This is a genomic window from Sphingobacterium faecale, assembly GCF_016746095.1.
Classification (GTDB): Bacteria; Bacteroidota; Bacteroidia; order Sphingobacteriales; family Sphingobacteriaceae; genus Sphingobacterium; species Sphingobacterium faecale.
In genome coordinates, this window is sequence record NZ_JAERTY010000016.1 from 23,710 (window position 1) to 37,126 (window position 13,417).

Consider the following 13,417-nt stretch of genomic DNA (forward strand, 5'->3'; position numbering starts at 1 on the left):
GTATTTTAGTGTTTTAGTCTGTTTTTTTCCTGTTTCTGTTATTTTGGGAGCTTTTTTGTAGAGAGTCGTATTTTATTACTTGTTCCTCGGTTAGGAAAGTTTTTATTTTAGTGTCTCTTTGTTTCCAGGTTTCTCTCCTATTCTCTGGTTTTGTTTCTTTTTGAAAAATTAAAAGATAGTTATAAATAGAGTCTTTTTGGGAGTCTTGAAGATTAAGAGCTGTGGCTAATCGTTCAACTTTTATTTTTGCCTGTTCTTCAGGGCTACGGTGCTGTCTGTTACCTCTCTGCTGTGCCTGGCCAATACTTATGGACAAAGCTGTGGTTATTGCTAATGCAAATACTGTTTTCATGATGAATAAATTATGTGTTTACACCATAAATTTCATTAAATAATTTGACTAGTAGGGAGTTGGTGCTTTAACTTTAGTGAAGATTAACTTTCGTTAAAGCTAATTAACACTTGTGGCGGACTGTATGTAATTAAATATAAAATGATCAAAGGTATCCTGCTGCTTATCCATTGATTTGAGGGTGATAGGGATGTAATAAAGCGGTGTATTCTGTAACGCCGAGTTGGGGACCCTTTGCATATCTTTTTCTGTCGTTATGATAATTTTATTGGTAGTAGGTAGAGACTGATAATAATCTGCAATTTTATCGAAGTCTTTATCCGTGTAATTGTGATGGTCTGTATATTGTAAGATATGTACTATATTTCTCAGAGCAGTGAGATAAGACTGTAATGGCAAAGGATTGGCTATACCACAAAAAAGAACAATATCAAGGTTTTTCAAAGGGGCTGTTAGGAGTTGATTATTTCTATCTTTTGGTTGCCCATAATCAATTCCCGTGTAGAATATAGGCGCTAGAGCATGTTTTCTTATTTGATGTTCTATACGGTTCCTATCTCTATTGAGAATGTCGTCAGGACACTTTGTAATTAATATTAGATCGGCTCTTTTTGTTGCAGAAAAATTGTCCCTAAAGTTTCCGGTAGGAAGGGGGATTATGGGGGATAAAAGAGAGTTAAAGTCGAAAAGAAGGATGGTGAAACCTGGAGTTAATTTTCTGTGCTGATAAGCATCATCTAAAATAATGAGGTCATGATCTTTATTAAGTTGTTGAATTCCGTAACAGCGATTTTCAGAAACAGCAACTGTAATTTCCGGAAATTTATTTTTGAATTGTAAAGGCTCATCTCCTACTTCGATCGCTAAAGAATCGCTGTGTACAAGTTTATAACCTTTTGTTTTTCGACCATATCCCCTACTAAGTGTTGCAATCCTGTAATCATCTTTTAGCAATCGGATTATGTATTCCGTCATTGGGCTTTTTCCAGTTCCTCCTATGGCAAGATTACCAATGACAATTGTTGGGATGGAGAATTTAGTACCTTTTAGTATAGCTTTGTCATAGAGTGTATTTCTAGCCCATACAATGAGCCAATAGATTAGACTTATTGGTAATAATAACCACCGAATAAGGGTAATAATCATTGTTTTACCACCTTAATACCTACATCAACAATATCCTTGAGTGGATTTTCCCGCATGTTCTGTTCGACGGCAAAGGTATATACACCGGTATCAGGGAAGACAAAATTTTCTTTTGCAAGGTATTGTACTTCATATAGTGATCCCGCTGAATTTCCGAACCAACGTCCATCCAACTGAGCAAGAGGTATTTCTTTGCGATAAGCTGTATCGACTAATTTTGCGCCTTTTTCATGAAGGAGTACAAAAATATTGGAAAAGCTATATTCATTGGAGTGGCGTAGGTTTATATAGATGTTGTATCTAGCCTTGGAATCAGCTATGTGTACATCAAACTGAGGTGTTTTTTCATATGACCATGCTCGGTCTGGGATAGTCTGGTTCTTTTCATAGACAGCACTATTGGTACACGAAACCAAACAACTAATTATACCAAAAGCATATAGAAGGGGTCTTATCATATTGAAAAAATAGTGACGAGTATCTACTCGCCACTGTTATTTGGTTTATCGTTATTCTTCTTTCTATTCCTGTTATTATACCTTCGTTTTTTTCGCTGCTCATTTTTTTGCGCGGTGTCATCTCCCTGATTGGCAGGGTGCGCAGTTTTGTTATTGTCTTTATTTGGAGCAGGTCTATTCGGACGGCTTTCTACGGCACTGTTCGTTTCCTTTTTTTGACCTGAGGGGGCTTGCTTTGGAGCTTGTGCCTGATTAGGATTTGTATTTCCCTCTGTTTTTTGATTTGTTGGAGTTTGTCGAGGTTTGCTTTTTTTCTTTTTACGTCTTTTGTTTTTATCATCCAGACGTGTTAAGCTATCTTGGCCAACGACATTTTCATAGTCAAAAACAACTGGTTTTTTGGTCTCAACAGTTTGAGGGGTGTAATCTAATGCGTCAGGCTTAATTCCTCCCTTATTCATTTCTGCAAGTTCTTTTACCTTGCTGATGGATAATGGAATCCAGTTTTCAGCACCAGGGTAAGAGAACCACATTGTTTTTTTGAAGATATCTGTTTTTTGGAGATAGGCCATTCCACTATTGGTCTCTATTCTGTCTACATCGTTAGGAATGTCCTTTAGTGCATCCATATAGCTATCCAATTCATAGTTCAAACAACACTTTAATTTACCGCATTGGCCAGCTAGTTTTAGTGTGTTGAGGGATAGATTTTGATAGCGGGCAGCAGAGGTTGATACTGTCTTAAAATCGGTAAGCCACGTGGAACAACAAAGTTCACGGCCACAGGATCCTATACCACCCAAACGGCTTGCTTCTTGACGCATTCCAATCTGTCGCATCTCTATTCGGATCCGGAAGGATTCGGCCATACGTTTTATTAACTCGCGAAAGTCAACCCTACCTTCTGCTGTATAATAGAAAGTAGCCTTTGTTTTATCACCTTGATAGTCTACATCGGATATTTTCATCGATAGGCCAAGGTCTAAAGCAAGCTTTCTCGCTCGATGCATGGTCTCCCATTCAAGCTCTTTCGCAATGTTGAACTTTGTAACATCGGCATCGTTTGCCTTGCGGTAGATTTTCTTGACAACGGAGTCTGGTGCGATATTGTTTTTCTTCAATTGAAGACGGACGAGCTCTCCTGTCAAAGAAACATGCCCGATATCGTATCCACCTGTAGAAGGCTCTACGGCTATCATTTCGCCCATTTCTAGGTAAATGTTGTCCGTGTTTACGTAATAATCCTTACGAGACCCTTTGAAGCGAACTTCAACAATGTCAAAGGGTTTATAATTTGAAGGCAAATCCATGTCGGAAAGCCAGTCATATACATCTAATTTATTACATCCGCTGGTCATGCAAGAACCATTGTTATTGCATCCTGATGGTACTGTACCTAATTTACTTCCTGTACCACATCCCCCGGATGAGCAACTGCCACATCCCATATTTCTATTTTATATTATTGAGTCCCGATTTTTCGGGAACGTTTGATATTTGAACAATAAAACCAATTGCAAAGATAAATCTAAAAATAATATTTTGGCGTTACCATTGCGTTCAATCCCATAATGTGTCTTTTCTAGGATATTGATAGCTTCTTCTAATTGTTCAAATTGGAATAAACCACTAAATTTTTCTACAAATGCAAATTCTTCTTCTTGTAAAAAGACTAGATTTCTCAAGCCTTGTTGCATTAATATGATCTGTCTCATCATATTGATGGCATAAAGTAAGAAACTTTTTTGATTTTCCCGACCTAATTTCGAAAGTTTATCCTCAGTAAGACCGATTAATTCTTTCCCATTATCAGTGACTATAAAACGTAACCATTGAACCAAAATAGAAAAAGTTTCGTTTTCACCATGTTGGTGGATTAAATTAAGAGCCTCTTGAATATTTCCGTCTGCAATAAAGGATATTTCTTTGGCACGCCTAGGGTCTAACTTTCGCTCCTCAACTAAATAACTATTCATCTCGTCATGATGAAGTTTGTTAATTTTGACCAATTGGGTTCGGGAAATTACCGTATTTATTATTTTATCTTGATTTTCGGCAACTAAAAGGAAAAGAGTTTTTGCCGGAGGCTCTTCAATAAGCTTTAGAAGGGCGTTCCCTTGGGTGTCAAGATATTCCGGAAGCCACATAATCAATACTTTGTACTCAGCTTCAAAAGATTTAAGACTCAGTTTTTTGATGATATCATGGGCCTCAGCTATATTGATATTAGCTTGTTTATTGCCAGAATCTAATTGCTCTCTCCAGTAATTTAAACCTAAATAAGGATTGGTAAGAAAAGCTTTGCGCCACTCGTCCATATAGGTAGTAGCAGTTTCTTCCTTGCCTTTAGCAAAGAAGGGATAGGAAAAATGTAAATCGGGGTGGATTAATTTTTCATATTTTCTGCAAGATGCACAATGTCCACAACTATCGTCCTCTTGTCGGTCTTCACAATTGATGTATTGGGCGTATGCCAACGCTAAAGCCAGACTGCCCGAACCCTCTGGTCCTAAAAAAAGCTGAGCATGGCTGACCCGATTGTTTTTTACCGAGTTGATTAAATGGTTTTTAATGCTTTGGTGTCCTACTATTTCCTTAAATTGCATATCGTAAGTCTACACAAACTTAGATAAAAAGCGTTGTATTCACGAATACATAGTACAAAAAAACCGAAGTGAATATGTCAGTGATGAAAGATAAACCCGTACTTAGATTGTAAAAATTTAATTCTTTTCTGTATTATTGCATATAAAAATATATCGAAGCTAGACATGAGATTTATAGTATCCACATCTGTATTATTAAAGCAATTGCAGGCCATAAGCGGGGCATCCAGTAGCAGTACTGTTCTTCCTATTTTGGAGAACTTTCTATTTGAAATAAAAGATAACACTTTAACTATTTCTGCGACGGATTTACAAACAAGCATGGTAACTTCTGTGGCCATCGAAGCTAAAGAAGAAGGAAGAGTAGCAATGCCATCAAAGATTTTGATAGATACATTGAAGACGTTACCTGATCAACCTGTTGCTTTTTCGGTGGATACAAAAACGCTGGCGATAGAGATTAGTGCTGGCGATGGAAAATATAAGCTCAGTGGAGAAAATGCAGATGACTTTCCTAAGATACCTGTTGTAGATAATGTTTCAACAGTTCAAATTACAGCTTCCATTCTATCGGAGGCTATAAATAAAACAATATTTGCAGTAAGTAATGACGAGTTAAGACCCGCGATGTCTGGTGTGTTGGTGCAGTTGGGAGAACAGAATATCACTTTTGTAGCAACAGATGCACACCGCTTGGTGAGATACCGCCGTACAGATGTCGGTGCAGAAAAGGCAACATCTATCATTCTTCCAAAGAAAGCATTAACATTGTTAAAATCCTCCCTACCCTCTGATGAGACTTCGGTAGCGGTAGAATATAATACAACAAATGCATTCTTTCAATTTGGTAGCATTCATTTGATCTGTCGCCTTGTAGACGAGCGTTATCCGGATTATGATGCTGTAATCCCTCAGGTGAATCCAAATAAACTTACAGTAGACCGTGCTTTGTTTTTAAACACATTGCGTCGTGTGGTTATTTTTGCAAATAAAACGACACATCAGGTTCGTTTGAAAATCAATGGTAGTGAATTGAATATCTCTGCGGAGGACTTAGATTTCTCTAATGAGGCTCATGAACGTCTTAATTGTCAGTTTGAAGGTGAAGACATGGAGATAGGATTCAACGCTAAGTTTTTGGTAGAGATGCTGAATAACTTAAACTGTGAAGAAGTGGTGTTGGAAATGAGTACTCCAAATCGTGCAGGATTGTTATTACCAGCAATCAAACAGGATAACGAAGAAATCCTGATGTTGGTCATGCCGGTAATGCTGAATAGTTTTAATTAATACCGAATTCCATTGGATTTAATATATTCATTGATAGATTTTATTCTTCACATTGATGATCATCTGGTGGAGATTGTAAATGACTATCAGACCTGGACGTATCTGATTTTGTTTCTAATCATATTCGTTGAGACAGGTGTGGTCGTAATGCCTTTTTTGCCTGGAGATTCGTTGCTTTTTGCAGCAGGTATGCTTGCTGCTCAACCAAATGATCTTAATATCTGGATTATGATTATTCTGTTGCTTATTGCCGCTATTACGGGGGATTCCTTAAATTATGCGATTGGCAAGCATTTTGGAATGCGTATTACTCGGTTTAGGCTGTTCGGGAAGCAAATGGTAACAGATGCACAACTTGAGAAGACGCACTCGTTCTATGAGAAATATGGTAGCAAAACGATCGTTATTGCTCGTTTTGTTCCTATCGTAAGAACCCTAGCCCCTTTTGTGGGAGGAATTGGTCGGATGAAATATAGTACGTTTATAACCTATAATATTGTTGGAGCAATTCTTTGGGTTGTCGGAATTACATTGGCAGGCTATTTCTTAGGGAACATTCCTTTAATTCGGGATAATTTTTCTAAGGTGGTTTTGATTATTATTTTCCTTTCTATACTTCCGATAATTTTTGAAGTAGTGAAGGAAAAACTAAAAGGAAGTAAAGCAGGCTAAAGGCAATATATGTTATAATAGAAAGGGCATTCAATCATTTGGATGCCCTTTCTTTTTTGCGTTTAGGGAATGGATAATTAGGATGATAGGTATGCGATGAGGTTTGTTATAGTACGGTATAGATAGGGACTCTCTTATGTTCAAATTTATACTAACTTAGCTTTTAGTCCGAAGTTCATTCGGAGATTATACGGACTTCATTCGGACTTCATTCGGATCTAGACGAGTAAAGTCCGAATTATGTGCGTTTTAATATTGGATCACATTCGATTTTAGTAATAATCAGTCGTCAATCAGTAGGGAAGTCTTTCTAACGTTTGCAAGGACTACAATTAAACGTATACACCAAAATCTAGTCTATTAAAGAAATAATTTTGATATGCGCATTCTATGTCTTTTAATTTTGATTTCCAGTTCTGCTGTAGCCCAAAAGAAAATGATAACGACCGACCGGCAACAAGCAAAGGAGGCGTATACCCTACTCAATGACATCCGTATGCATCCCGAGAAATACGCTAAGAAATTAGGAATTTCACCGGTGAATAAGGTGAAAAGAACGATGTTGATTTGGAACGATGATCTTGCAAAAGTAGCTGAATTTAGGGCTTATGATATGGCTAATCGTAATTATTTTGAACATGTGACACCAGAAGGTTTGGGACCGAATTATTACATGGTAAAGGCTGGATATCACCTCAACCCCGATTGGACGAAGAAAAAATCAGCGAATAATTTCGAATCGATAGCAGCCAACCATGTCACGGCCATAGAGGGAATTAATGCTTTTATCATCGGAAAGGGATCTCCAGGTCTTATGCATCGGAAACATGTTTTAGGTATGGACGATTGGAATGGTTCTCTGGTCGATATAGGTATCGGTTTTGTCCATTCACCGAGCGGATCTACTTATAAAACCTATTTATGTGTAATCATTGCTAAGCATGATTGGTAGGATGGTTGTCTATAAACGTCAATTTCGTATAACAGGACATAGTTTGGGGTTTTTCAATAGTCAGATTGTTAGAAATCAACATTAGTTTTCCTACCTTTGCATATGATAAAATCAATGACAGGATATGGTGTAGGTTCGCATGAGAATGCGAAGGTTAAATACACCGTGGAAATAAAATCACTTAATTCAAAATTTCTAGAGTTAGGAATACGTTTGCCTAAGGCTGTTTCGGACAAGGAGCTTACGCTTCGTGGAGAATGTAGTAAACTGATAGAACGAGGAAAAGTGAACGTTTTGATTTCATCAGAATACGCTGACCAAACAGCGAAAGCATCTTCTATAAACCGTGAACTGCTGAAAAAGTATTATAATCAACTTAAAGATATCGCTGCACAGCTCGGAGAAGATCAAACGGGTTTATTTAATCTAGCGTTGTCAATGCCTGAAGTGATTGCGAACAATGAAGACGAAGTGGATGAAGAAGAGGGTAAAATATTATTGAATGCTTTCTATCAAGCTGTAGAATCATTCACTGGGTTTAGAATGGATGAAGGGAAGGTTCTGAAAAACGATTTGGAGAAGCGCGTAGAGTTGATTCTTGATTATTTAGGGCAGGTAGAAGCTGTCGAAGGTGATCGGATCCCATTGATCAGAGAACGCTTAAGCCAGTATATGGATGAAGCTGTAGGAAAAGAGAATATCGATAAAAATCGATTTGAGCAAGAGATAATTTTTTATATCGACAAACTTGATATCACTGAAGAAAAAGTTCGTTTAAGAAGTCACTGTAACTATTTTTTGGAGGCACTTAATGCCGTGGATTCTAATGGTAAAAAACTAGGGTTTATTTCTCAGGAAATGGGGAGAGAGATAAATACGCTAGGATCGAAGGCTAATAACGCGAACATTCAGCAAATTGTAGTTCGTATGAAAGAGGAGCTTGAGAAAATCAAGGAACAACTACTAAATGTATTGTAAGTTATGAATAAAAAATTGATAATCTTCTCTGCTCCTTCTGGAGCAGGAAAAACAACGATAGTAAGACATCTGTTAAGTAAATATAGTGACAAATTGGAGTTTTCTATATCGGCGAGCACCAGAGAGCCAAGGGGTAGCGAAGAAAACGGTAAAGACTATTATTTCATTTCCAAAGAGGAGTTTCTACATAAGGTAGCAAAGCAAGAATTTATAGAATTTGAAGAGGTTTATTCTGGAACTTATTACGGAACACTGAGGTCCGAATTGGATCGTGTATGGTCTCTAGGAAAGAGTGTTATTTTTGATATTGACGTAGTCGGTGGATTACGATTGAAATCTAAGTTCCCAGAGGAAGCGTTAGCAATTTTTGTAAACCCACCGTCGCTAGAAGTGTTACAAGAACGACTTTCTGGACGTGGTACAGATTCACAAGAGAAACTGAAGGAGCGCTTTGCAAAAGCGGAATTGGAGTTGAGTTACGCGGATAAATTTGACGTGATATTAAATAACTTCGATCTGGATGTAGCATGTCAAGATGCGGAAAAAATAGTATTGGATTTTCTGGATAAATAATGGCAGGCAATAAGATTGGACTTTTCTTCGGATCTTTTAACCCGATACATATAGGACATCTGATTATTGCAAACTATATGGCGCAATATACAGACCTAGCTGAGGTATGGTTTGTTGTGTCACCTCAGAATCCTTTTAAGGATAAAAAAAGTCTGGGCAATATGTATGATCGCTTAGAAATGGTGAACCTCGCTATTGAAGGAGCAGAAAAGCTGAAGGCATGTGACATTGAATTCGGACTTCCACAGCCTTCTTATACGATAGATACGCTGACCTACATGAGGGAACGGTATCCGAGTAAAGAGTTTGTGTTGATTATGGGAGAAGATAATCTAATGGGGTTACACAAATGGAAGAATGCAGATATCTTGTTAAGAGATTTTCAGATTTTTGTCTATCCAAGGCCAAAATACGAGCCTGGGGAATGGTTGAATCACCCAGCTGTGACAATGACAGATACACCTCAAATGGAGTTGTCATCTACTTTTGTAAGAAGCGCTATCAAGGGCGGAAAGGATGTTAAGTTTTTTGTCCCTGATCGTGTTTTAGAATTTATAGATAAGAAGGGCCTGTATCTCTAGTATTATCAGGCGCTTTCGTTTCGATCTATGGTGAATATACTTCCCCTGTAGATCTCGGCTTAATCCACATATTCCTTTGTGGAAAATAAGAAGAAATCATTAATTTTATTTTCGGAAAAAACTTTCGACAAGTTGGTCACTTGTTTACTATTGCTATGAGATATTTAATAACAGTTTTGATCAGTATAAGTGGAGTAGCGTTTTCTTATGCACAAGATGATTTGGCGCTTTATGAACCCACAAAAGCGGATTATGACTATTGGGAGTACCGAAGGAAGATGACAGTTCCGCCCTACGGTCTGGATAAAGTGAAGGGCTTGATCAAGAAAATCGAAATCAAGTCTGATGATAACGATGATATGGGACTCTCGGCCTTATCTACAGCTGATTTTAAGTCGTTGACTCTACGCGAAAAATTTACATATACGATGGTTCATCCAGAAGTATATTCGCAGAATTGTGATATACGGATTATGTTGCCCAATGAAGAACAAAAGATATTTGGCTATTTGCTTTCTACATTAAACGAACAGACCTGGAGCCAGCGACAGCTAGTTTTCTTGCGCGAGAATAGAGATTCTGTAATGTCCTATATAGAGGAGTCTACTTTACGAAGCAAGCGGATGGGTGTGAATTATAAGGATGTGATTGACGAAATTAATGGATGGGAAATGATTCCCTTTATCAATACTTATTTTGAAAGTAATAAGAAAGATAAAGATGCATTGACTTTGCTTCTTTTACTGATGAAAAAAGGAGAATATGAAGAGTTCCTGAAGTCTACCTCCTATCGAAAATTATATGGGCAATCCTATAATTATGAGACGTATATTGAGTATAATAAGGCAAATGAAGCGTTGATATTACAACGTGCAATGGGTTACTTTAAAGAAAAAAGTGCTGGAGGTAAATAATTCGATAGGAATAATAAATAGAGTGGATTAGATGCAAAAGATTGTTTTTTTTCTGTTGTCTATAGGTTTTACTGTTTCTTCTTTTGCACAGGATCTGGATTTTGTTCGGATTGAAGAAGGGACATATACCGTGGGGGAAGACGGGGCTGTCCTGAATCCGAGAAGAACTGTTTTTATCAAGGAGTTTAATATCGCTACAACAGAGTTGACTAATGCCGCTTTTCTACTATTCGTAGAAGCTACAAGGTATAGGACTACTGCTGAGAGATACTGTAATGCGCAGGTTTTTGAACCGGGGCTGGAAGAGTTTAGGTGGATACAAGATAGTACGGCGTGCTGGCGTTTTCCCAACGGCGTATCCCGAGGCGGGATAGTGAATAAAATGGATCATCCTGTCACGTGTATTTCTTATCGGGATGCTATTGCATACTGTAAATGGGCAGGTGTACGACTGCCAACCTTTGAAGAATGGGAAGTTGCAGCAAAAGCGGGTTCCACGGGAAAATACTTTGAGGGCGCTTCTGAAGAAAAAATAGAAGAGTATGCAAATATCTGGCATAAAGACGATCATCTTAAGCCCGATTTTTCGGATGGTTATATGTATACAGCACCTGTAAAAAGCTTTAAGGCTAACCCATGGGGGCTATATGATGTATTAGGAAATGTCTTCGAGTTTTGCGAAGGACGGATTCCTCAGGACAAAGGGCGCAAAGTAGCTCATGCCCGAGGTGGATCTTGGTGGTGTAATAGGACGAGTTGTGCCGCGTTCAATACTGTTTTTATAGGTTCTGTAGCGCCAATGGCTTCTTTTAGTAATCTCGGATTCCGTGTGGTACGGGATTAGATTATTTACTAACTTAGCAGTATGACAAAGAAGAAACCTACTATACTCGTTGTGAATGATGATGGTATAACGGCCCCAGGAATAAAGGTCTTGTTGGAGGAAATGAAAAAGTTGGGACGGGTGATCGTTGTAGCTCCAGATGGGCCTCAATCGGGAATGGGGCATGCAATAACTATTGGAAAACCATTGAGACTGGATAAAATAGAGCTATATGAGGGAGTCGAAATGTATAAGTGTTCTGGTACACCTGTGGATTGTGTCAAACTGGCGGTAAACCGGATTTTTAAAGGAGAGAAGCCTGATTTATGCGTATCGGGAATAAATCATGGACTGAACTATTCAATTAATGTATTATACTCTGGCACGATGTCAGCTGCTGTAGAAGGCGCTATTGAAGCGATTCCATCAATTGGTTTTTCATTAGATGATTTTTCACATGGTGCTGACTTTTCACATTGTAGACCTTATATCTCGGCCATAGCGGAGCAAGTGTTGGCAAATGGACTACCTAAAGGCACACTCTTAAATGTTAATTTTCCGCATATAGATAAGGAGATAAAAGGAATTAAAATCTGTAGGCAGGCTAATGGTCATTGGATAGAAGAGTTTGAACATCGATTGGACCCTTATAACAGGGAATATTTTTGGTTGACAGGACAGTTTGAGTGGAGTGATAGAGGAGAAGATACAGACGTATTTGCTTTAAAAAACGGTTACGTTTCTATAGTGCCTACGCAATATGATATGACTGCACATCATACAATTCAAGAATTAAATTCTTGGGCATTTAATTTCAAAAGCTAAATGAAAGATTCTTTTTGGGCTGGAGGAGCAATAGGTGCCCTCGCTCCTATTCTAGCCTACGTACTATCTAACTATACCAGCATACAAACAAGCTACTTTTCAGATAAACCTATTGCACTGTATGTGGTTGCCGCTTTTATTAACCTGATTGTTGTGCGGTTTACCTATCGGGCAGGAAAAGAGTCGTTGGCTAAAGGGATTGTTTTTGTAACTTTTATTGCAATGCTGGTTTTGGTGATTACTGTCAAAATAAAGGTATAACACTGTTTTAAAATAATGAAATTAAGTTTAGGTTTTTCTCCATGTCCTAATGACACCTATATATTTGATGCCTTGATACATCAAAAGATTGATACATACGGGCTGGAGTTTGAGGTCGAATATCATGATGTGGAGACGCTGAACCAAAAGGCTTTCAAGAAAGAATTAGCTATTACAAAGCTGAGTTATCATGCCTTTGCGTATGCTGTCGAGGATTATGAGTTGTTGGATGCAGGTAGTGCTCTAGGGTTTGGTGTGGGCCCCTTGCTTATTACCAAGAATAAGGCGTTAGCTGAAGAACTAATGGAGTATGTAGGTCAGGATCTGCCGGATAAGTTTAGGAATCTGACTATAGCTATACCAGGTAAATATACAACTGCAAACTTTTTGTTGGGCTTGGCTTTTCCCCAATTGCAAAATAAGCAAGAGTTGGTTTTTTCTGATATTGAAGAAGCAGTAATGGATGGTAGAGTTGATTTGGGATTGATTATTCACGAAAACAGGTTTACTTATCAGGAGAAGGGGCTACATAAGGTGGTGGATCTTGGCGACTACTGGGAGAAAACAACCAATAGTCCTATCCCCTTGGGGGGTATTGTGATTCGTCGCGATTTGCCACTAGACATTAAAGAGAAGATTAACCGTTTGGTACGCCATAGTGTAGAATTTGCGTTTGCCAATCCCAAGTCCGGAATTGAATATATACGCAGTCACGCCCAAGAGATGGAGGAAACGGTGATGTATAAGCATATAGAGCTGTATGTAAATTCCTATTCTATTGATTTGGGGGATATAGGTAGAGCGGCTATAGCTACTATGTTTGAACGTGCTGAGGCTCTTCAATTGATCCCCGAGATGAAAAAAAATATCTTTTTAATAGAAAAAGACGAGGGATTTGGCTAGATATAAAAAAAATACATTGTAAGAGTGAAAGTTATCGTTTCGAATAAGTAAATTTGCCCGGTTAGTGCCAAAATGTCCTATGT

General features: G+C 38.1%; 16 protein-coding genes. 11 read left to right on the forward strand and 5 right to left on the reverse strand.

Annotation, left to right across the window (positions count from 1 at the left end):
- Window positions 1–13: 13 nt before the first annotated feature.
- The 5 genes from JKG61_RS21645 to JKG61_RS21665 all read right to left on the reverse strand — a co-directional run bounded on the left by JKG61_RS21645 (window position 14) and on the right by JKG61_RS21665 (window position 4,562).
- Window positions 14–352: a hypothetical protein gene (locus tag JKG61_RS21645; RefSeq protein ID WP_202105097.1), complete on the reverse strand. Its 339-nt coding sequence runs from the start codon at window positions 350–352 to the stop codon at window positions 14–16.
- A 99-nt stretch (window positions 353–451) separates the two neighbouring features.
- On the reverse strand, window positions 452–1,498 hold the full coding sequence (gene lpxK, locus JKG61_RS21650; protein WP_202105098.1) for a tetraacyldisaccharide 4'-kinase: 1,047 nt from the start codon (window positions 1,496–1,498) through the stop codon (window positions 452–454).
- Window positions 1,495–1,956: a gliding motility lipoprotein GldH gene (locus JKG61_RS21655; RefSeq protein ID WP_237249576.1), complete on the reverse strand. Its 462-nt coding sequence runs from the start codon at window positions 1,954–1,956 to the stop codon at window positions 1,495–1,497. The genes lpxK and JKG61_RS21655 overlap by 4 nt, the downstream gene beginning before the upstream one ends.
- A gap of 23 nt (window positions 1,957–1,979) precedes the next feature.
- Window positions 1,980–3,404 (reverse strand): PSP1 domain-containing protein, encoded by a 1,425-nt coding sequence (locus JKG61_RS21660; RefSeq protein WP_202105099.1) that lies wholly within the window; start codon window positions 3,402–3,404, stop codon window positions 1,980–1,982.
- 9 nt (window positions 3,405–3,413) lie between these two features.
- A complete protein-coding gene (locus tag JKG61_RS21665) occupies window positions 3,414–4,562 on the reverse strand; it encodes a DNA polymerase III subunit (RefSeq protein WP_202105100.1) in 1,149 nt (382 codons plus the stop codon).
- 165 nt (window positions 4,563–4,727) lie between these two features.
- Here JKG61_RS21665 and dnaN point away from each other — a divergent pair, with 165 nt between their 5' ends.
- The 11 genes from dnaN (at window position 4,728) to JKG61_RS21720 (ending at window position 13,334) form a co-directional block, all read left to right on the forward strand.
- Window positions 4,728–5,852 carry a DNA polymerase III subunit beta gene (gene dnaN, locus JKG61_RS21670; RefSeq protein WP_202105101.1) on the forward strand — a complete coding sequence of 375 codons (1,125 nt, stop codon included), beginning with the start codon at window positions 4,728–4,730 and terminating at the stop codon, window positions 5,850–5,852.
- A gap of 12 nt (window positions 5,853–5,864) precedes the next feature.
- Window positions 5,865–6,524, forward strand: a complete 660-nt coding sequence (locus tag JKG61_RS21675; protein WP_031301503.1) for a DedA family protein — start codon at window positions 5,865–5,867, stop codon at window positions 6,522–6,524.
- A 379-nt stretch (window positions 6,525–6,903) separates the two neighbouring features.
- Complete coding sequence (locus tag JKG61_RS21680) at window positions 6,904–7,476, forward strand: CAP domain-containing protein (protein ID WP_202105102.1); 573 nt, start codon at window positions 6,904–6,906, stop codon at window positions 7,474–7,476.
- A 102-nt stretch (window positions 7,477–7,578) separates the two neighbouring features.
- The gene (locus tag JKG61_RS21685) at window positions 7,579–8,454 is read left to right on the forward strand and encodes a YicC/YloC family endoribonuclease (RefSeq protein ID WP_202105103.1); all 876 of its coding nucleotides are present in this window, start codon (window positions 7,579–7,581) and stop codon (window positions 8,452–8,454) included.
- Window positions 8,455–8,457: 3 nt separating this feature from the next.
- Window positions 8,458–9,027 (forward strand): guanylate kinase, encoded by a 570-nt coding sequence (gene gmk, locus JKG61_RS21690; protein WP_202105104.1) that lies wholly within the window; start codon window positions 8,458–8,460, stop codon window positions 9,025–9,027.
- Window positions 9,027–9,608, forward strand: coding sequence for a nicotinate (nicotinamide) nucleotide adenylyltransferase (nadD, locus tag JKG61_RS21695; protein ID WP_202105105.1), 582 nt, complete (start codon window positions 9,027–9,029; stop codon window positions 9,606–9,608). Before gmk ends, nadD begins: the two co-directional genes overlap by 1 nt.
- A gap of 155 nt (window positions 9,609–9,763) precedes the next feature.
- Window positions 9,764–10,522, forward strand: coding sequence for a hypothetical protein (locus JKG61_RS21700; protein WP_202105106.1), 759 nt, complete (start codon window positions 9,764–9,766; stop codon window positions 10,520–10,522).
- A 31-nt stretch (window positions 10,523–10,553) separates the two neighbouring features.
- Complete coding sequence (locus JKG61_RS21705) at window positions 10,554–11,366, forward strand: formylglycine-generating enzyme family protein (protein WP_202105107.1); 813 nt, start codon at window positions 10,554–10,556, stop codon at window positions 11,364–11,366.
- Window positions 11,367–11,387: 21 nt separating this feature from the next.
- The gene (gene surE / locus JKG61_RS21710) at window positions 11,388–12,170 is read left to right on the forward strand and encodes a 5'/3'-nucleotidase SurE (RefSeq protein ID WP_202105108.1); all 783 of its coding nucleotides are present in this window, start codon (window positions 11,388–11,390) and stop codon (window positions 12,168–12,170) included.
- Complete coding sequence (locus JKG61_RS21715) at window positions 12,171–12,431, forward strand: hypothetical protein (protein ID WP_202105109.1); 261 nt, start codon at window positions 12,171–12,173, stop codon at window positions 12,429–12,431.
- Window positions 12,432–12,446: 15 nt separating this feature from the next.
- Complete coding sequence (locus JKG61_RS21720) at window positions 12,447–13,334, forward strand: 1,4-dihydroxy-6-naphthoate synthase (protein ID WP_202105110.1); 888 nt, start codon at window positions 12,447–12,449, stop codon at window positions 13,332–13,334.
- The last annotated feature ends 83 nt before the right edge of the window (window positions 13,335–13,417 follow it).

What these genes read in the sequence shown, in the direction of transcription:
- JKG61_RS21645 (WP_202105097.1), bottom strand. Translation starts at nt 352, where the DNA reads ATGAAAACAGTATTTGCATTAGCAATAACCACAGCTTTGTCCATAAGT.
- lpxK (WP_202105098.1), bottom strand. Translation starts at nt 1,498, where the DNA reads ATGATTATTACCCTTATTCGGTGGTTATTATTACCAATAAGTCTAATC.
- JKG61_RS21655 (WP_237249576.1), bottom strand. Translation starts at nt 1,956, where the DNA reads ATGATAAGACCCCTTCTATATGCTTTTGGTATAATTAGTTGTTTGGTT.
- JKG61_RS21660 (WP_202105099.1), bottom strand. Translation starts at nt 3,404, where the DNA reads ATGGGATGTGGCAGTTGCTCATCCGGGGGATGTGGTACAGGAAGTAAA.
- JKG61_RS21665 (WP_202105100.1), bottom strand. Translation starts at nt 4,562, where the DNA reads ATGCAATTTAAGGAAATAGTAGGACACCAAAGCATTAAAAACCATTTA.
- dnaN (WP_202105101.1), top strand. Translation starts at nt 4,728, where the DNA reads ATGAGATTTATAGTATCCACATCTGTATTATTAAAGCAATTGCAGGCC.
- JKG61_RS21680 (WP_202105102.1), top strand. Translation starts at nt 6,904, where the DNA reads ATGCGCATTCTATGTCTTTTAATTTTGATTTCCAGTTCTGCTGTAGCC.
- JKG61_RS21685 (WP_202105103.1), top strand. Translation starts at nt 7,579, where the DNA reads ATGATAAAATCAATGACAGGATATGGTGTAGGTTCGCATGAGAATGCG.
- gmk (WP_202105104.1), top strand. Translation starts at nt 8,458, where the DNA reads ATGAATAAAAAATTGATAATCTTCTCTGCTCCTTCTGGAGCAGGAAAA.
- nadD (WP_202105105.1), top strand. Translation starts at nt 9,027, where the DNA reads ATGGCAGGCAATAAGATTGGACTTTTCTTCGGATCTTTTAACCCGATA.
- JKG61_RS21700 (WP_202105106.1), top strand. Translation starts at nt 9,764, where the DNA reads ATGAGATATTTAATAACAGTTTTGATCAGTATAAGTGGAGTAGCGTTT.
- JKG61_RS21705 (WP_202105107.1), top strand. Translation starts at nt 10,554, where the DNA reads ATGCAAAAGATTGTTTTTTTTCTGTTGTCTATAGGTTTTACTGTTTCT.
- surE (WP_202105108.1), top strand. Translation starts at nt 11,388, where the DNA reads ATGACAAAGAAGAAACCTACTATACTCGTTGTGAATGATGATGGTATA.
- JKG61_RS21715 (WP_202105109.1), top strand. Translation starts at nt 12,171, where the DNA reads ATGAAAGATTCTTTTTGGGCTGGAGGAGCAATAGGTGCCCTCGCTCCT.
- JKG61_RS21720 (WP_202105110.1), top strand. Translation starts at nt 12,447, where the DNA reads ATGAAATTAAGTTTAGGTTTTTCTCCATGTCCTAATGACACCTATATA.